The following is a 19197-nucleotide window of genomic DNA, read 5'->3' as shown; positions in this document are numbered from 1 at the left end:
TTGGTTTAAAGGAAGCAATATGTTAAAAAATTCATCAAAAAAACCGCTGCTACAGCGTTTTAAAATAAGCTATATGGCGATGTTTTTGGCGCTGGTATTATTAGCGATCAGTGCCTTACCAAATTTATATCCAGCAAAATCGTGGCTGCATCTGAGTACAACGCAGAGCCAGCCACATTCACAGCAGTTACTAGCGAATACTCCTTCGCAAAAATCTGTTATTGATTTTTTAAATCAACATGGGTTTCTGGTTGAGCAATCAATTCAAGTGGCGCAAAACAGCCTTTCATTAAATGTGTTACTACAAGAGCCAACCAAAAGTGCCGCAGCGCAACAAGCGTTAAAAAGTGAATTTACGCAGTTGAATGCAAAAATAGTTACGCATCAAACAAGTCCCGATTGGTTACAAAGCTTAGGATTAGCACCTATAAAATTAGGTCTTGATCTTAATGGTGGTGTGTTATTTGTATTAGATGTTGATTTAGTGAAAGCGCAACAAGAGCAACTTGATAGTGCGTATGAACAAACTAAAACAATTATTCGTGATGAAAAAGCCAGAGGTGTTCGTGTACAAAAAAATGCCCATGGTTTTGAATTACATGCGTTGCCTGCTGCTAAAAGTGACTTAGCCGCAGTACAGGCGAATGTACTAAAGCGTTTTGAGCGTTTAATGGCAACTGCGCATTCACAGGGTAATTTAACAACGGTGGCATTTAGTTTTAGTGAACAAGGTAGTAATGCGTTTGATAAAGAAGTAATGAGTCAAACCTTAACCACTTTAAGAGGCCGTATTGAAGAATTAGGCATTACTGAAGCAGTTACCCAGCGCCAAGGTAAACAACGTATTCGTATTGAGTTACCCGGTGTACAAGATCCAAGTGAAGCAAAACGTATTATAGGTGCAACAGCGTCGCTTGATTTTTATCAGCTTAAAGAAATCGGCGGAAAAACCTTTAACCTGCAAAATGGTGGCTCGATCAATTTAGACCCAATTGCTATTTTTTCGGGACAACACATCAATAATGCCCATGCAGGGCGCGATGAATGGGGCAAGCCGCTAGTGCAACTTAGCCTTGATAGCCAAGGTGGCGAGGCGATGTCGGCATTTTCCAAACGTAATATCGGTAAACCAATGGCAACGGTGTATTCTGAATATTATAAAAATGCCAAAGGTGAAGTAGTTAAAAAAAGTGAAGTGATTAATGTTGCCAATATAGCTCAACATTTGAGTAGCCAATTTAGTATTACTAATATGCAAAGCCCACAAGCGGCGCAGGATTTAGCATTGCTATTACGTGCAGGTTCATTAACTGCGCCGGTGACAATCGTACAAGAACAAACCATTGGGCCAAGCTTGGGCGCAGATAACATACATAATGGGCTCGCGGCCTTAATGTTGGGAATGGGTATTACATTAGCCTTTATGGCGCTGTGGTATCGCCGTTTAGGGCTGGTGGCAAATATTGCCTTATTATTGAATTTAACAGCTTTAGTAGGATTAATGTCACTGCTGCCTGGCGTGGTGCTAACTTTACCGGGCATAGCCGGGCTGGTACTGACAATCGGTATGGCTGTTGATACTAATGTTATTATTTTTGAGCGGATCAAAGAAGAGCGCCGTAAAGGCCGAGCACCATATCAAGCGATAGAGCAGGGCTACCAACAAGCATTTGCGACAATTTTTGATGCTAATATTACCACTATGATCACGGCAATTATTTTATATGGTATTGGCTATGGGCCAATCAAAGGCTTTGCAATTACGCTGGCGTTAGGGCTAATAACTAGCGTATTTACCGGGGTGTATGTTTCTAAGGCGTTGAGTCAGACTTTGTATTTAAAATTGGCAAATAAGCGAGGAGCTCGCGCATGAGCAATTCAAATGAAAAAATGAGCACCACAACCCGCTTACGTTTATCGGGGTTGGTTTTATCTATCCTACTAGTGCTGCTCTCTGTAATAGGAGTTGCTACAAAAGGATTGAATTTCGGCCTTGATTTTACTGGTGGCTATTTAACTGAGTTTACCACTGCAGTGCCAATTAGTGAGGCTGAGCTGGCGAAAAAAATTAATTATTATCACCATGATGACTTTACCTTAAGCGCTCAATCTAGCCAGCACTTTCAGTTAAGAGAGGCAGAGCAAGCCAGTACATCGCCTTGGTTAGCAACGCTTACGCAAGATGAGACATTGGGTGCTGAAGTGTTGTCATCTTCTTACTTAGGCTCTCAAGTTGGCGATGAATTATTTGAACAAGGCTGTTTGGCATTATTTGCGGCAATGGTTGCCGTGATGGTTTATTTAGCGCTACGCTTTGAGTGGCGTTTAGCGTTGGGATCGGTTGTGGCTTTAATGCATGACGTGGTGGTGGTAGTTGGTTTATTTGCATGGTTACAGCTTGATTTTAACTTAACCGTGTTAGCGAGTTTACTGGCAATCATTGGTTATTCATTAAATGATTCAATTATTGTCGGGGACAGGGTACGCGAGCTACTGCGCTTAGATTCCACAACACAACAAGCTAGCGTGAATACGGTGATCAATGAATCAATTAAGAGCACTTTGACCCGTACTTTGATCACCTCAGGCACTACTCTTGCTACAGTGGCGAGTGTGTGGTTATTGGCTGGTGCGCCGTTACAGGGGTTTTCTATCGCACTATTTGTAGGAATTGTTGTGGGAACATTATCGTCAATTTGTATTGCTGCAACGTTACCGCAGTTACTTGGTTTAAGACATGAAAACTATCAAGTTAAGGTCGATGAGCAAAGCCAAGCGTTGATGGATATGCCGTAACTAACTTTATCAACGAAAAACAAAAATGCCGCGATATACGCGGCATTGTTATTATTTAAGTTAATTTGTTAACTTAAATTAATTGTCACAACATCAGCTGTTTCATCATCGTTAAGTACAGGTTGTTTTGGTATGTCTGGTTTATCAAGCGCAATATCGCCGCCATCAATTACTTCACCGGTTTTTAAGTTGGTGAAATCAAATAACTCATTATCTGCTAGATGCGAAGGCACAACATTTTGCATTGCAGTAAAAATACTCTCAATACGACCAGGGTGCTCAATATCCCACTGTGCAAGCATCGCTTTGGTATGTTTGCGTTGCAGATTTTCTTGTGAGCCACACAGATTACATGGAATGATAGGGTATGCTTGGCTGATAGCATATTGTTCAATATCTGTTTCTTTACAGTAGGCTAATGGACGAATTACCATGTGCTCGCCGTTATCGCTCATTAATTTAGCTGGCATGCTTTTCAGTTTGCCACCATAAAACATATTTAAGAATAGGGTTTCGATCATATCGTCGCGATGATGACCTAAGGCGATTTTAGTGGCCCCCATTTCATTTGCGGTACGATATAAAATACCGCGACGTAAGCGTGAGCATAGCGAACAGGTTGTTTTACCTTCAGGAATAATATCAGTCACTATACTGTAGGTGTCTTCTTCAACAATTTTGTATTCAATATTCTGAGTGTCTAAATATGCTGGCAATACATGTTCAGGAAAGCCTGGTTGCTTTTGATCAAGGTTAACAACAAACAAATCAAATTTAATAGGTGCAACACGCTGTAAATGCTGCAGCATGTCAAGTAGAGTATAACTGTCTTTTCCACCAGAGAGGCACACCATGATACGGTCGCCTTCTTCAATCATATTGAAGTCCATCACCGCTTGACCGGTTTGACGACGTAAGCGTTTTTGTAACTTAGATAAGCTATGTTGAGCTTTGGCTTGAACAGAATGCGACATTACGCCCCCTTTAGAACTATGGGTAAAATAAAGGGGCGTATTATATGCCTAAAGTTTCAATCAACAAAATTTATTTAATCTTTTGCCAGCGGGCTCACATAGCCGTCGGGTTTTAAGGCTAATACGTCACAATCAAGGCTGTCAATGACATGCTCTGCGGTGTTACCTACTAAGGCTGCACTTAATCCAGTGCGGCCAACCGTACCAATCACCACTAATTCACTATTAAGGCGCTTTGCTACATCAGGGATCACGTCCTCTGGTAAACCTTCTTCTATGACACAGTTTTGCTGGGCGATTTGATGACTAGCTGCTAACTCATGGGTCGATTCTATATGGTGTTTTTTTACCGATTCGTTATAAATACTGGGGTTAAACTCAGGGATTTCAATTGCAATGTTTACCGGTGTCGCAGGATAGGCGTTAACGATACTAAGGCTTGCGTTAGCCAGTTCACATAAAAACTGCGCATCTTGAATAATACGATGGTTTAAATCAAGGTGCTGTTGGTTTTCACTTACAGCGTTAACAGCAGCTAAAATATTACCCTGCGAAGGCCAAGCGTGCTCTTTTACCAATAATACCGGGGCTGGGCATTTACGAATTAAATGCCAATCGGTTGGAGTAAAAATTACTGACTTAAGTGTATCGTGCTGGTGAGTTCCTTTTACAACCAAATCAAACTGTTGGTCTATTACCGTATCGATGATCGCTTCATAAGTGCGATTATGCCAAACCACTTGGCTGTTAATATCGACGTCTGGGTAGTGTTGCAAAATTTCATCCAGCCATAACTGACGGTCTTTAACGACGGCATTGCGCATTGCCTCGCGCTCATCGCCAGAGAGCATGGTCGTCATCTCATAGGAAAAATCATAAATGCTCATAAAAGCGGTGATACTGGCACCGGACTTTTTGGCTAATTCGATAGAGCGAGATAAACCATGCTGAGACTCAGCGGTTGGATCAATAATGGCGAGTATTTGTTTGATGGTGTTCATAAGCTGCTCCTTTAACTACTTTATAGCTAGAGTGTAACGTATAACGTGAGTAGTTAAAGTAACAGCTAACAACTAGTTGCGCTAGATCAAGTTTATTTTGGGTGGATTGCTGCAGCTGCGGATAACCCATCACTATCTAGAATAGTGATAAACTTACCTTCCACTTTTATTAAAGCAGCTTTTTGAAAACGACTCAGTAAACGACTAATCGTTTCAACGGTTAAACCAAGGTAATTACCAATTTCACCACGGGTCATGGTAAAGCGAAACTCTTTACGAGAAAACCCGCGTTCGCCAAAGCGATTTGACAAGTTGTAGATAAAACTAGCTAAGCGCTCTTCGGCTGATTTTTTATTCAGTGACAAAAACATTTCTTGGTCGTAGTTAATTTCACTGCTCATCAGGCGCATAATCTGCTGGCGTAGTTTTGGTAATTTACCCGCTAGATCATCAAGTGTTTCAAATGGAATTTCGCATACCATTGAGGTTTCGAGCGCTTGAGAAAAGCTTTGGTGTGCCATTTTATTTATTGCATCAAAGCCGATTAAATCTCCTGCGAGGTGAAAGCCAGTAATTTGCTCGTCACCTTGCTCTGAAAGGGTGTAGGACTTAAATGAACCAGAACGAACAGCAAAAATAGCGTTCAGTGGCGCTCCTGATTCAAAAAGAAAATCCCCTTTGTGTAATGGTTTTTTACGCTCAATGATTTCATCAAGTTTATCCATTTCTTGCCCATTGAGGGTAAAAGGTAAGCACAGTTGACTTATGCTGCAGTCATTGCAGCTGATTGTGCAATTATTTTTGGCTTTGTTTTGATATAAATCCATTAGTTCAGTCCATTAAATGTTGTCACATTAATTTGTTAAGATTAATGCAGCAGCTTGTCAGTTGCAATGATAAGTAAATAAATCCCGTACCAAATAAGTACACTGCCCAGTGCTATTCGTGCCCATGGGTGATTTAATACTTTATGTAATACTTGTGCGCCCATGCCGATACTTAACATCGCGGGAAACGTACCAAGCGCGAAAAATAGCATGACTAGAGCGCCATCAAGGGCTGTGTTGCTGGTCATCGCCCAGGTTAGCGCTGAATAAACTAAACCACAGGGTAACCAACCCCATAATGCGCCATAAGCCATTGCTTTAGGTAATGAGTTGATTGGCATTATAAAACGATTTAGTTTTACCAAGTGCTGCCACACCAAGGTTTTCCCTAGCGATTCCAGCCATTGTAAGCTTGCGCCTAACCGCATGATATACAAGCCAACCAAAATCATAAACAGGCCACTTAAAAACGCTAAAATTAACGCGAACCAATGACTTTGGGTGGCAAAATGGCTGCTGATCCCAGCAACGAGCGCCCCTGCGAGCATATAACTGCCGGCACGACCGATGTTATACGCAATGGAGTACTGCAATGGTCGGGTTTTATCTGTGGCTAATTGTAAGGAGCTGGCAATACCACCACACATTGCTATGCAATGTCCGCTGCCAATAAGGCCCATGATAAAAGCGCTGACAAATAAGGGGTCAATCATTACTTTTTTTGTGCTGCTCTTTATCATCTTCAAACAAAATGCTATGACCTTGTTTGTTTAAATCTGAAAATTGTTCACCGCGAACGGCCCAAAAAAACACTCCAATCGCGATCAGTACAAATAAAATAGCAATTGGAACTAGAATATAAATTATACTCATAATTTTAATAACCTTAGTGAGTTACTGATCACAATGATGGAACTGGCAGACATCCCAATCACAGCCATCCAAGGTGCAACTAGGCCTAATGCCGCAAGCGGTAAGATTGAACCATTATAGAGCAATGAAAGCGCTAAATTTTGCTTTATTATTCGGCGTGTTTTTTTCGATACCGTCAATAAATGCTCTATAGCGGCTAAATCACTATTGAGTAATACCACATCGGCGGTGTTTTTGGAAATATCAGCGCCGGTTTCCATTGCGATAGATAAATGCGCGCTATTAAACACTGGACTGTCGTTGACACCATCTCCTACCATGGCAACAATTTCACCTTGGCTTGACCACAGCTTCACTTCGCTTTGTTTATCCTCTGGTAGACAGCCTACTTTAAAGCTATCAAGTTTGAGCTTCTTAGCAATTTGTTGCCCTGCATTTGAGGCGTCCCCAGTTAGCATGTGGCAGGTTAAGCCTTGCTGTTGTAAAGAGGTAATTAAGTTTGCAGCATTACTTTTTACTTCATCTACAAAGTAAAAATTAGCAACCGGTTGTTGATCAATGTAGAACGTTGCTTGAGCATTACTTTTTTTACTGTTGAACCAACCACTTTTACCAATTGCATAGTTATGATTGTCATCTTCACCGGTGATGCCACAGCCAGGATGAATTTTAATATTCGTTAAGTCGCGCTGTGTGGGTGTGAACTCATTAAATGCAGTCGCAATAGGGTGTTCGGAGTAACTTTCAAGTTGTGCTGCAAGAGCCAAAATCTGTTTTTTAGATAAAGAATTTGCTAATAAGTCCACAGCATCTAGGCTAAAACGCCCCTGTGTTAACGTGCCTGTTTTATCAAAAGCAACGCGCGTTAATTGTGGTAGTGTTTCTAGCACATGAGACTGCTTAATGAGTATTCCTTTGCGGGTTAAGGTAGCCACCGCGCAGGTTAAGGCGGTTGGAATTGCTAAACTTAGCGCACATGGGCAAGTTGCAACAAGGACCGCAATGGTGATCCAAAAGGCATGTTCAGGGTCAACTTGATACCAGCCGATGGCGGTAAGTGAGGCAAATACCAGCAAGCAGGCAACAAACCACTGTGCCACTTTGTCGGTGATTTCCACCAGTTTAGGACGGGTGGCAAGCGCACTGTGCTGCAATTTAATTATTTGGTTTAAAAGAGTATTTTGACCAATTTTATTGATAAGGATTTCAATTACACCATCATGATTCACGGTACCGGCAAAAACTTGATGATCAATGTACTTACTAACTGGTAAATGCTCACCTGTCATCATTGCTTCATCAACGGTGGTGCTACCAGAGCAAATAACACCATCTGCAGGAATTGTTTCTCCGGCTTTAATTAAGACTCGGTCACCGAGTTTTAATTTTTTAGCTGCAATAATATGTTCGTGGCCGTTTTCATCCAAAGTACGGGCTGTAAGTGGTAATAACTTTTGTAAGTTAGCAGTAAACTCACTGGCTTTCAGTCGAGCCCTAAACTCTAAATATTTACCTAGCAATAATAAGAAGGTGAACATACAAATTGATTCAAAATACACTTCGCCCACGGCCATCACTGTGGCGTAACTACTTGCGCCATATGCGCCAAAAATAGCCAGGGATACAGGAAGATCCATGTTTAACTGCTTGGCTTTTAAGCCATTAATTGCATTGGTTAAAAAGGGCATAGCACTGTATAAAATAACCGGTGAAGCGAGTATTAAGCTGATCCATCGAAAATACTGTTCAAAGCTTTCTTCCATGCCAGAAAACATGCCAAAGTACATGGCGAAAGCAAACATCATCACTTGCATTGTCATTAAGCCTGCTACGCCGAGCCTGCGAATGTACGATTTGGCAACTAGCTGCTTTTGACTTGCTTCAATATCGACTTGAAACGGGTAGGCCTTGTAGCCAATTTCTAATAACGATTTGATAATGTCGCTTAGTGGTGTCTGATCTTTATGCCATTGGATCATCGCACGGTTTGTTGATGTATTTACGTCAACGCGTTTGATTGCGGGTATATTTAACAGCTGCCTTTCAATCAACCATGCACAGGCGGCACAAGTGATCCCTTCAACGGTCAATAACACTTCACTGATGTCGTTGGTTTGAGAAATAAACTCGTCTTGAATATCTGGATTATCGTAACTGCTAATAAATGCTAATTGCTCTGGTACTAGCTGTTCTACTTTACCAGCGCGTACGGTTCTGAATTTATAATAATCTGTCATACCTTGAGCAACAATTGTCTCGGCAACGGTTTGACAGCCAATGCAACACATCGGTTGCGCGCTTGCGTCTATAACAACAGTCGCGCTAAAACCAGATGGTACACTTTCAAGGCAATGAAAGCAGTTATTAGACATGATAGCTTTACTACTTATATTCAGGACTTATGGTAATACTTTGCTTACTTGGCAAAGTGATGTTTTCTTTTAACTTCCAACTACCGTCTATTGGCTCAATAAATACAGTATAAGTACCATCACTATATGGATCAATAATTGCTGTAAATTCACCATTTGCATTAGGGGTTAAATGAGTACTAAAATCATGGGCCTGGATTGTACGGTGGTAAAACGATAGCTTTAAAGAATGGATATTACTGGTATCCCCTTTATTGAATTTAAAGCTTACTTTGTCTGTTTCGACGTTTAATTCCCCATGTAAATATAACGCTTTGGCTTTATCAAATTTGCTCAATTCTAAATTAATTGCTTTGCCTTTTTTATAGTAATCATCAACCACCATATCAGGGCCATTGCCGATCGCAGTTATAAAGAGGGAAATACAGCCAATGATGGCAACTAGCGGAAAAAAGATTAAAAACCACGGCCAGAAATTTTTATACCAAGGAGTAGAGGTCATAAATACACTTAATTTGTTTTGCGATAAGGGCATTTTATAGGATTTAAATTGAAAAGACTAAAAAAAAGCCTCCAGATGGAGGCTTTTTTGATCTTAATTAATCTATTGAATTAAAACATTAAAATATAAACAACCCATTAACATTTTAATTATTTATCTTGCGATAAACTATAAACGTATGCAGTTAATAGGTGGATTTTTTCTTCACCTAAAATATCTTTCCATGCAGGCATAACACCGGCACGGCCGTTATTAAGTGTTTCTTCAACAGCACGTTGAGAACCACCATACAGCCAGATGTTATCAGTTAAGTTAGGTGCACCAAACGGTAAGTTATGTGCAACTGAACCTTTACCATCAGCACCATGACACGCGGCACACATTGCAAACTTAGCTGCGCCTGCTGCTGCATCTTTCTGGTTAACGGTACGACCTGATAAGCTTAGTACATGAGCAGTCATTTCTTTAACGCCTTGCTCACCCAATGCAGCACCCCAAGGTGGCATTGCAGCAATACGACCATATAAAAGTGTTTCTTTGATTTTATCTGGCGTGCCGCCATATAACCAATCTTTATCAGTTAGGTTAGGGAAGCCTTGACCACCACGAGCATCAGAACCATGACACTGTGAACAGTTTTGAGCAAATAAACGCTGACCAATTTCCAGTGCTTTTTCATCAGTAACAAGTGTTTCAATATCTTGCTGAGCATAAGCCGCAAAAATAGGACCAAAACGCTCATCTGCAGCGCGATATTCCGCATCAAGCTTTACAAATTCGCCATTCGCTTTAGCTTCTTCAACTGCTTTTTTAGATTCAGCTAAAGAGGTTATACCCTGGTTAGAACTGCTCCACTTAGCAATACCTTCCCAGTTACCTAGGCCAGGATATGCTGCTAAGTAATAAACTGACCATACAAATGTTGCAAAGAACATGTAAGTCCACCACTTAGGTAGTGGATTATTTAGTTCTTCAATACCATCAAATTCGTGCCCGCAGCTTTCACCTTCTTTAACACCAGTGTAGTTTGTTAAATTCCACACTAGTAATCCAAAAATGATAAATAAGCATGCAAGGGTTAATACAATAACCCATATACTCCAAAAGCTAGTCATTTCTCAGACCCCTTTTCCTCGTTAGAGATTGTATCATTATGTTTTTTCTCATCTTCAAAGATGACATTAGCGGCGTCTTTAAAACGTGTTTTACTACGCTTACTATATGCCCACACAACAATGACAATAAATAGTACTAAAATTACCAGAGTTAAAATGCCTCTGTATGTTCCGTAATCCATAATTAATTACTTCAAGTGCGTGCCAAGTTGTTGCAAGTAAGCAATGAGGGCTTGCATTTCTGTTGCACCCTTACCGTCATTCATAGCATCAACTTTAGCAACGTCAGCGATTAGTTCTTCATCACTACCATATCCTAAACCAGGGTGAGCTGGATTTTGTGGATTAATAGCAAATGTATCACGGAAAATTTTAAGCTTTTTCAGAGTAAGGCTAGTATCAACGCGATCCTCTGCTAACCAAGGAAAACCTGGCATGTTTGACTCAGGAACCACAGCACGTGGATTCACTAAGTGAGCATAATGCCAGTCATCCGAGTAACGTTTGCCCACACGTGCTAGGTCTGGACCAGTTCGTTTAGAACCCCATTGAAATGGGTGATCCCAAACCGACTCACCAGCAACCGAGTAGTGACCATAACGTTCAACTTCGTCACGGAAAGGGCGGATCATTTGTGAGTGACAGTTATAACAACCTTCACGTACATAGATATCACGGCCTTCCATTTCAAGCGCGTTTAGTGGGCGTAAACCATCGACTGGCTTTGTTGTATCATCTTGGAACATCAGTGGAGTTATCTCTACTAGTGCGCCGAAGCTGATAGCAAAAACAGTCAAGATAGCCATAAGGCCGATATTTTTTTCGACTATTTCATGTTTGTTTTGTGAATTATTATTGCTCATCATCTCACTCCGTTATGCTAACTGTGCTTGCGCATCTAATTTCAACGAATCATTCTTCGCAGAAATAGTACGGTAAACGTTATAAGCCATAACCAGCATGCCTACCACGATGAACACACCGCCTAGGAAGCGCATAACATAGAATGGATGTGATGCTTGAAGTGACTGCACAAAGCTGTACATTAATGTACCGTCAGCATTTACTGCGCGCCACATTAGACCTTGCATAACCCCTGAAATCCACATTGCTACAATGTATAAAACAACACCTACAGTATGTAACCAAAAGTGTGTGTTAACCAGTTTAATACTATACATACGACCTTGAGAAAATAATGCTGGGATAAGGTGGTAAATAGCACCGATAGAAATCATCGCAACCCAACCAAGTGCACCAGAATGAACATGACCAACAGTCCAATCAGTGTAATGAGAAAGGGCATTTACAGACTTGATCGCCATCATCGGGCCTTCAAAGGTAGACATACCATAGAAAGACAATGAAACAACTAAGAAGCGTAGTACTGGATCAGTACGTAGTTTATGCCATGCGCCAGATAGCGTCATGATACCGTTGATCATACCACCCCAAGAAGGAACGAATAAGATGATTGACATAACCATACCTAAACTCTGTGTCCAATCAGGAAGTGCAGTGTAGTGTAAGTGGTGAGGGCCTGCCCAAATATAAAGTGATACTAAAGCCCAAAAGTGAACAACAGATAAACGGTAAGAATAAACTGGACGACCTGCTTGTTTTGGTACAAAGTAATACATCATACCTAAGAAACCAGCCGTTAATAAGAAACCTACAGCGTTATGACCGTACCACCACTGAACCATCGCATCTACTGCACCTGCGTAGATTGAGTATGATTTAGTTAACGATACAGGCACAGCCATACTATTTACAATGTGAAGCACTGCAACAGTAATGATAAAGCCAGCATAAAACCAGTTAGCGACATAAATGTGCGATACTTTACGCTTAGCTATGGTGCCCATAAACACAACCGCATAGGTAACCCACACTACAGCAATTAAGATATCGATTGGCCACTCAAGCTCAGCATATTCTTTTGAACTTGTTATACCTAGAGGTAGAGTGATAACCGCAAGTACGATAACTAACTGCCAACCCCAGAAGGTAAAGGCGGCTAATTTGTCTGAGAGAAGGCGCGTCTGGCAAGTACGTTGCACGACATAATATGATGTCGCGAATAGTGCACTTGTACCAAATGCGAAAATAACTGCGTTCGTGTGTAACGGACGTAGTCGAGAGTATGTTAACCATGGTGTATCAAAGTTAAGTGCTGGCCAAGCTAATTGGGCAGCAATCAGAACCCCAATACTCATGCCAACGATGCCCCAAATCACTGTCATAATAGCGAATTGGCGTACAACCTTATAGTTGTACTCAGTTTGTGATGCTACTGTTTGGCTCATTTTCTGGCTTCCGCTGCAATAAATGCGTTTAGAAATGAATTACCCACTATATAAAGTGGGGCCTACTATTATTCTTAAGTATGTTATCAAAAACCCTCAAAGCTTTGACTGCTTCAGAAAACAAACTCGAGAAACCCTTATTTTTGCGGGGAAATGATAAAATTTTTGGCCTAAAAAAGATAGGTCAATTGCATAAAATTATGACATCAATCAATTTTTCACATGCAGTTGGTTATTTTTTGATGCACTTTTGTACATTTGTGTAAGAATTTAGTTCTGTGGTTGTATTTTAACACTGCGCTGATTAGTATCAGCCTTTACTTTATCTAGGGAATATTATGCCAATTAAGCTTTTAGTTGTGTTTTTAAGCGTATTGAACCTGTTAATTGCATGTGGCCCACAATCGCTAAGTATAGAAGAGCAACGCCAAGGTGCAAGCTGTCAGCCAAATCAGTTATGCGAGTATGATAATCAGGTGAAAATTTGGTTGAGTGAGCAACAAATAACGCCAGAAACGCCTTTTGAGATAAATTTATCGTTACCAAGCTCATTGTTAGTTCACAGTGCAAAACTTGAAGGCATCACTATGTATATGGGATATATTCCGGTGTTGTTTGAGCCGCTTGACGATATTTTAGTCGCACAAAGTATGGTTGGTATTTGTTCCGAGCGCAATATGACCTGGAAATTGACACTCGAAGTTAAAAATCCACAGGGTCAACTTAAGCATGTATTTTATTACTTTGATGCGACTTATTGATATCAGTTTAATCCATATTAAATCGGAGTGTTGGTTAAGAAAGTTGCTATCCGAAGCTTAGGGCATAGAGTTGCAAATGTCCGTTATCACTTATTCTGCCTATCCAAACACGCTATTTTTGTTACCTTCATTTGCTAAGTATTAGCTGACTTAATGCATTAACAATGCACTGGACCCATTTCTTAATTGATCCTTTAACGGTTCAAAACACTTCAAAGCAATATTTACTGAAATAATACGCTGAATATTAAGTTGAGTATCTATTTGTAAATCAGGGTTTCTAGTTTAAGTCTCGCCTTGAATTTTTATATTTTCAGTTAAATTTATAGAGTGCGCATAAAACCACCTTATTTTGACATTAAGCTGCAATGAACAAAGCTAAACCCCACTATATTGCTATCAAAAAAGTTGCATAGAGCTTAAATACGCAAAATTATTGCATAACTATGGTTAGCAGTTGTTGGTCAGTTTTGCAGTTTTAATAAAATGATGTGATTAACTTGTGAAATTTTCTGATTTAGGTATTTTTATACGTTAATTACATATAATTACAAAGTCCATTAGTTTGATTTCATACATGTTTAAAATGTTTTTCTTCGCACTTAAGTGTTTGAATATAAGGTGTATTAACTAGTTAACAATGAAACATTCATTAACCAATGTACCTATTGCGGGTTTATCAATAATTGCGAAGGTAATTATTAACCGCTCATTCAGATTTCATTCAGTTAAGTCCGCCTAAGTTGCCCTCGCTGACTCGATATTCTCAAATAAAACGAGCGCTACCTGAGCAAGGTATTTCTCCAACAAGTAGGGTTTCACATGAAAAAATCTATTATCGGTTTAGCTGTAGTTACAGCTATCCCTATGTTTTCAACAATGCAAGCAGTGGCTGCGGAAGATGGCGCCCAATCAATTGAAAAAATCCAAGTTACGGGCTCTCGCATTAAGCGTTCAGATATGGAAAACGCTAGCCCAGTTACATTAATTGGCGCAGATGATATTAAAGCAATGGGTGCCACAAGCATCGATAGCGTATTACAAAAAATGACCGCCACAGGCGGTGCAATGACAAACCCTGGCGTTAACAATGGTTCTGGTGGTAATGCACGTATTGATTTACGTGGACTAGGTTCTAGTAGAACATTAGTACTTGTAAACGGTCGTCGTATGATTGCCTCAGGTACTGGCGCTGCATCAACTGTTGACCTAAACACGATCCCTGTTTCAATGATCAAATCTGTAGAAGTACTTAAAGATGGTGCATCTGCTGTATATGGTACGGATGCGGTTGCAGGTGTTGTGAATATCATCCTAAAAGATGATTTCGAAGGCCTTGATATGAACGTCAACTCGGCAATCACAGGCGAAGGCGATGCAACTGAAAGTTCATTCGATTTTACAGTTGGTTCTTCATTCGATAAAGGTAACATTGTTATCGGTATGCAGTACACTGACCGTGGTAAAGCAAAGCAATCAGATCGTGATTTCTCAAGTTGTCCTATTGCAGAAGGTGCTAACGGTCTAAATTGTAACGGTGGTTCTCCATACAGCCCAGGTGGCCATATTTGGCAAGGTGGTGTAATTGGTGATGTAAATGAAGATGGTTCAACAGTTGATGCTGATGGTAACCCTGTTACTTCAGGTCTTGCCCCAACCGATGATGGTTTAGGCGGCCTTGGTGGACTCCATCCGTATACAGATTCAGACCTTTATAACTTTGCGCCAGATAGCTACTTATACACGCCAATGGAGCGTTTGAACTTAACTGGCCTTGCAAGTTATGAAATTTCAAACGATACACGTGTATTTACGGAATTTACCTACACAAAACGTTGGTCGCAACAGCAAATGGCTGCACAGCCAGTATGGTTTGATTTCAAGTACAATGAAAATATGGGCGATTCATTACTTGGTCAAACTTATGTAGGTAAAGTTGACCGCAATGGCGATGGTCTTGCAGATCGTGATGCAGACGGTAAATATATTACTGACACATTAAATTACGCATATGGTGATGATATCTCTTATGGGCGTCGTATGTCAGACACTGGCCCTCGTTATTTCGAACAGTCAGTAGACACTGTTCGTGCGGTAATTGGTGCAGAAGGTTTTGTAGGTGATTACTCATGGGATGTGTCAGCTAACTTCGGTCGTAATGATTCTGTTGATAAGACAGCCAACCTTCACAATATGGGTGCTATCCAAGAACAAATCACTGAAGGTACATTTAACCCGCTTGATCAAGCTGCATGGACATCTGAAGATTTCCGTAAAAATGTTTACACTGAAGTAAACAATGGTGGTAGTCAGTTATTTATAGTTTCAGCATCTGTATCAGGTGAAATGTTTGAATTACCAGCAGGTTATGCTGCTTTTGCTGCGGGCGTTGAGCACCGTCAAGAGAAAGCATGGTACACACCAGATTCACTAACAGCGCAAGGCCTTGCAAATGACCCTATGGTTGAACCAACCGCTGGCGGCTTTGACGTAAATGAAGCGTATGTTGAATTTGCAATCCCATTACTTGCTGATGCACCATTTGCTCAAAACGTAGAGCTTAGTGCTGCAATTCGTGCGTTTGATTACAGCACATTTGGTTCTGACGAAACATGGAAGCTAGGTTTAACATGGAAAGCAAATGACGAACTAATGTTCCGTAGTGTAGTATCTACAGCATTCCGAGCACCAACCGTTTCTGAGCTTTATTCAGGTAATTCACCTTCTTTTGAACGTGTAACTTTCCCTGGTGCACAAGATCAAGCTGAAGTAACAGTAGGTGGTAACTCATTACTTACTCCTGAAGAAGCGGATACTTTCACAGCAGGTATCGTATACGAGCCAGAGTGGTTTGACGGCTTCAGCATGACAATTGATTATTACAAAATTGAGATTGATAATGCGATTGCATCAGTTAACGAGCAATATATTGTCGATCAATGTTTAGCAACAACTGCAAATGCTGATTCTGTATTATGTCAGTCAGCTAATATCGGCATGGATAGCACAGGTCGAATTAGTTTCAACAATCAGCTGCAAAATGTTGGTGCTGAGGAAACGTCTGGCGTAGATTTAAACTTATCATATAGCTTTGAAGCTGCAGGCCTTAACTGGAAAGCAGGTTTAGACACTACTTACCTAGACGAGTATGTTGTAACTGTTCTTGATGATACTGTTGATTACGCTGGTTTGATAACTTCAAACATTGGTGGCTATGCAGATCTTAAGTCTAACTTTACACTAAATGCAGCTGGCGATAACTGGGATGCACAGTATCAAGCTCGTTACATCTCTGGTATGGATAGTTACTCATGTATCGGTAAAGACACGTGTTATGCGCCGTCTACACCAACTGTTATCTACCATGACATCAGTGGTTCATACATGATCAATGAAACTGTTGCATTATCTGCAGGTGTAAACAACTTATTTGATAAGCAACCTCCTTACTACACAGGTAATAATGATTCAAACACTGACCCGTACACATACGATGTACTGGGTCGTCGTTTCTTCGCTGGTGTGAATGTTAAATTCTAATTAGTAAGAATATTGGATTCTTATGAAGGCCTAGTTTACTAGGCCTTTTTTATTGAACAAATGAAAGTGTGGCAGTAAACTAGATGCATCTTTTTACTTATTAGGAGAGCTGATTGCTAAAACAGGATGAAAACTTATCCTTTATAATTGAACCTGAATTGAGCCCGCGCTCTGAACAGCGCATTGATATGTACTTTTCTATTCCGAATGAAATGGGCATCAATCCGCAAACGTTAACAGAAGAATCGTATTTTAATAACCACTTCAAATCGTATTTAGCGTATAACGCCAATAATATCCATTTACCTTTAGTGCGCAGTCGCTTTGTTAGTAAAAATAAAGGTGAACAACAAGACTATCGGCAAAACCTCAATTTGTATTGTTATCAAGTCCGCCTAGCGATTGATACTGATATCAAAGATACATTAAAGATTGAAGAAGTTGATGAGTTTTATCAGCGCGCTATTGAATTATGTGAACAAAGTCAAAGCTTACTTAAAAAGCTAAGGCGTTACACACCTGATGATGAAAAACTGATCTCGTTTTATACCAATGCAGATAACTATCTGAGTTGGCATATTGAGCAGTCGTTTTTAAAATTACTTGACGAAGGGCCACGTAGCAGTGATTACGCGAAAGAGCGTAATGATCTGATGAATTTTTGTAAAGCCGAGCAAGATTATCGACATGAGCTGCAATATAACTCGGAATCAACCCTTCAGGATGCAAACCGGATCACCAATAAGATGCGTCTTTTACAGCGTTTGATTGAGCATGGTGTGGTGTTAAATCGTAATACTCGTTACCTTAATAGTTATTTAAAACGATTGGTTAAAGGAACCGTTACAGCGATTATAATGGCGCTTGTTATGGTTGTGGTTCTGAATGCGCGGATCTCATTTACCGAAGTGACTGCAACATTAGTGATCATTTTGGGCGCTATTTACGGGATGCGAGAAATTTTTAAAGAAGACATAACACGAGTTATTTGGCGAGCTATTGTGAAAGGGCGCCCAAAATGGCGATTTCAATTTCGAAATAGTGTTACCAAAGATAAAATAGCTACACAATACATCTGGCTTGAATATACACGCTTTAAACATATTCCAGAGGATGTACGAAAAATATTTTCAAAACGACGTCAACAAAATAAACAAGCAGCGCAATGGCTGCACTTTGCCAGTGAAATACGGGTTAATGCAAAAGAGTTCTTACCTGGTTATGATAGCTTGCAACAGACCTTGCAGTTTAGTTTAGCGGCGTTTGCGCGGAACTTAAAAAAAGGCGAAGGTAAACTGTATCATCTTGATAATAATAAAATATCTAAACAAAGTGTGGAGCGGCGCTATCAACTAAATGTAGTGCTTTCATATCAAAATGACGAAGAGATAAAGTACCAGCGTTATAAAATCACCTTAAATAGAAGTAAAATAGTTAGCATTGAACTGATTTATAGCGAAATGGAATAAATGTTGTCGTCGATTTTCTTATCTATCAGGTATTATCTCCCTCTTTTTACACAGCTTGAGGGGGAGTGATATGCGCTTTCTGATTTCCAGGATGGCCGCAACCAGTCAATGTCCACCACGTAAACCGATGAGTAAAATCATCTGGTCTTTAATTGGGTCATTTTTAGGCATTTATTTAGTTGCAATAATTGGCAAAAGCTTACAGCTTGATCCGTTAACTAATTTATTTTTAATTGGTTCTTTAGGTGCAACTGCTGTGCTTGTTTACGGTGCGCCATTGGCAGAGTTTTCTCAACCGCGTAATCTTATTGGCGGTCATGTTCTCAGTGCGTTGGTGGGTGTTACTGTGGCAAAACTGCTAACTGCCGATTTAATGTTGGCAAGTGCTTTGGCTGTTTCACTATCAGTTGCGGTTATGCACTTAACGCGTACTTTGCATCCACCGGGTGGCGCTACTGCTTTGATTGCGGTTATTGGTGGTAGCGGTATACAACAGCTAGGTTATTACTATGTCGTAAGCCCTGTATTGTTTGGTACGACAATTATGCTGTTAGTTGGGTTGCTAGTTAATAATTTATCACGTAACCCTAAGCGTCATTATCCTGTCTATTGGTGGTAATAACTGTCAGTAGGTGGCAACATCGTTACTACCTACTGC

At 40.4% G+C, this 19197-nt stretch carries 17 protein-coding genes; 6 read left to right on the top strand and 11 right to left on the bottom strand.

Annotated features, from left to right (window positions below; genetic code table 11):
• Window positions 1-19 precede the first annotated feature (19 nt).
• Together secD and secF are read left to right on the top strand one after the other, a co-directional pair.
• Window positions 20-1873, top strand: coding sequence for a protein translocase subunit SecD (gene secD, locus H5182_RS11290; RefSeq protein ID WP_182760032.1), 1854 nt, complete (start codon window positions 20-22; stop codon window positions 1871-1873).
• Window positions 1870-2796, top strand: coding sequence for a protein translocase subunit SecF (secF, locus tag H5182_RS11285; RefSeq protein WP_182760031.1), 927 nt, complete (start codon window positions 1870-1872; stop codon window positions 2794-2796). Before secD ends, secF begins: the two co-directional genes overlap by 4 nt.
• A gap of 68 nt (window positions 2797-2864) precedes the next feature.
• Here secF and ttcA read toward each other — a convergent pair whose 3' ends face one another.
• The 11 genes from ttcA to ccoN all read right to left on the bottom strand — a co-directional run bounded on the left by ttcA (window position 2865) and on the right by ccoN (window position 12769).
• Window positions 2865-3770: a tRNA 2-thiocytidine(32) synthetase TtcA gene (ttcA, locus tag H5182_RS11280; protein WP_145233494.1), complete on the bottom strand. Its 906-nt coding sequence runs from the start codon at window positions 3768-3770 to the stop codon at window positions 2865-2867.
• Window positions 3771-3844: 74 nt separating this feature from the next.
• Complete coding sequence (gene uspE / locus H5182_RS11275; RefSeq protein ID WP_182731414.1) at window positions 3845-4771, bottom strand: universal stress protein UspE; 927 nt, start codon at window positions 4769-4771, stop codon at window positions 3845-3847.
• A gap of 92 nt (window positions 4772-4863) precedes the next feature.
• The gene (locus H5182_RS11270) at window positions 4864-5598 is read right to left on the bottom strand and encodes an FNR family transcription factor (protein WP_145233499.1); all 735 of its coding nucleotides are present in this window, start codon (window positions 5596-5598) and stop codon (window positions 4864-4866) included.
• 41 nt (window positions 5599-5639) lie between these two features.
• Complete coding sequence (locus H5182_RS11265; RefSeq protein ID WP_182731415.1) at window positions 5640-6311, bottom strand: sulfite exporter TauE/SafE family protein; 672 nt, start codon at window positions 6309-6311, stop codon at window positions 5640-5642.
• Complete coding sequence (gene ccoS, locus H5182_RS11260; RefSeq protein WP_145233504.1) at window positions 6304-6471, bottom strand: cbb3-type cytochrome oxidase assembly protein CcoS; 168 nt, start codon at window positions 6469-6471, stop codon at window positions 6304-6306. The genes H5182_RS11265 and ccoS overlap by 8 nt, the downstream gene beginning before the upstream one ends.
• Window positions 6468-8843 carry a heavy metal translocating P-type ATPase gene (locus H5182_RS11255; protein WP_182731416.1) on the bottom strand — a complete coding sequence of 792 codons (2376 nt, stop codon included), beginning with the start codon at window positions 8841-8843 and terminating at the stop codon, window positions 6468-6470. The genes ccoS and H5182_RS11255 overlap by 4 nt, the downstream gene beginning before the upstream one ends.
• 10 nt (window positions 8844-8853) lie before the next feature.
• Window positions 8854-9345: a FixH family protein gene (locus H5182_RS11250; protein ID WP_145233509.1), complete on the bottom strand. Its 492-nt coding sequence runs from the start codon at window positions 9343-9345 to the stop codon at window positions 8854-8856.
• Between the two features lie 149 nt (window positions 9346-9494).
• On the bottom strand, window positions 9495-10460 hold the full coding sequence (gene ccoP / locus H5182_RS11245; protein ID WP_145233511.1) for a cytochrome-c oxidase, cbb3-type subunit III: 966 nt from the start codon (window positions 10458-10460) through the stop codon (window positions 9495-9497).
• Complete coding sequence (locus H5182_RS11240) at window positions 10457-10642, bottom strand: cbb3-type cytochrome c oxidase subunit 3 (protein ID WP_064667100.1); 186 nt, start codon at window positions 10640-10642, stop codon at window positions 10457-10459. The genes ccoP and H5182_RS11240 overlap by 4 nt, the downstream gene beginning before the upstream one ends.
• 6 nt (window positions 10643-10648) lie before the next feature.
• Window positions 10649-11323, bottom strand: coding sequence for a cytochrome-c oxidase, cbb3-type subunit II (ccoO, locus tag H5182_RS11235; protein WP_145234075.1), 675 nt, complete (start codon window positions 11321-11323; stop codon window positions 10649-10651).
• A 12-nt stretch (window positions 11324-11335) separates the two neighbouring features.
• Window positions 11336-12769 (bottom strand): cytochrome-c oxidase, cbb3-type subunit I, encoded by a 1434-nt coding sequence (gene ccoN / locus H5182_RS11230; protein WP_145233514.1) that lies wholly within the window; start codon window positions 12767-12769, stop codon window positions 11336-11338.
• A gap of 338 nt (window positions 12770-13107) precedes the next feature.
• Here ccoN and H5182_RS11225 point away from each other — a divergent pair, with 338 nt between their 5' ends.
• The 4 genes from H5182_RS11225 (at window position 13108) to H5182_RS11210 (ending at window position 19158) form a co-directional block, all read left to right on the top strand.
• The gene (locus H5182_RS11225; protein WP_145233516.1) at window positions 13108-13530 is read left to right on the top strand and encodes a hypothetical protein; all 423 of its coding nucleotides are present in this window, start codon (window positions 13108-13110) and stop codon (window positions 13528-13530) included.
• An 822-nt stretch (window positions 13531-14352) separates the two neighbouring features.
• A complete protein-coding gene (locus tag H5182_RS11220; protein WP_145233519.1) occupies window positions 14353-17070 on the top strand; it encodes a TonB-dependent siderophore receptor in 2718 nt (905 codons plus the stop codon).
• Window positions 17071-17183: 113 nt separating this feature from the next.
• Window positions 17184-18539 (top strand): hypothetical protein, encoded by a 1356-nt coding sequence (locus H5182_RS11215; RefSeq protein WP_182735217.1) that lies wholly within the window; start codon window positions 17184-17186, stop codon window positions 18537-18539.
• A 70-nt stretch (window positions 18540-18609) separates the two neighbouring features.
• A complete protein-coding gene (locus H5182_RS11210; RefSeq protein WP_182760030.1) occupies window positions 18610-19158 on the top strand; it encodes an HPP family protein in 549 nt (182 codons plus the stop codon).
• Window positions 19159-19197 lie beyond the last annotated feature (39 nt).

This window comes from Pseudoalteromonas sp. SG44-17, assembly GCF_014164235.1.
Classification (GTDB): domain Bacteria; phylum Pseudomonadota; class Gammaproteobacteria; order Enterobacterales; family Alteromonadaceae; genus Pseudoalteromonas; species Pseudoalteromonas rhizosphaerae.
The sequence above is the reverse complement of the archived record's forward strand: the minus strand, read 5'-3'. Positions and strand labels throughout refer to the sequence as shown.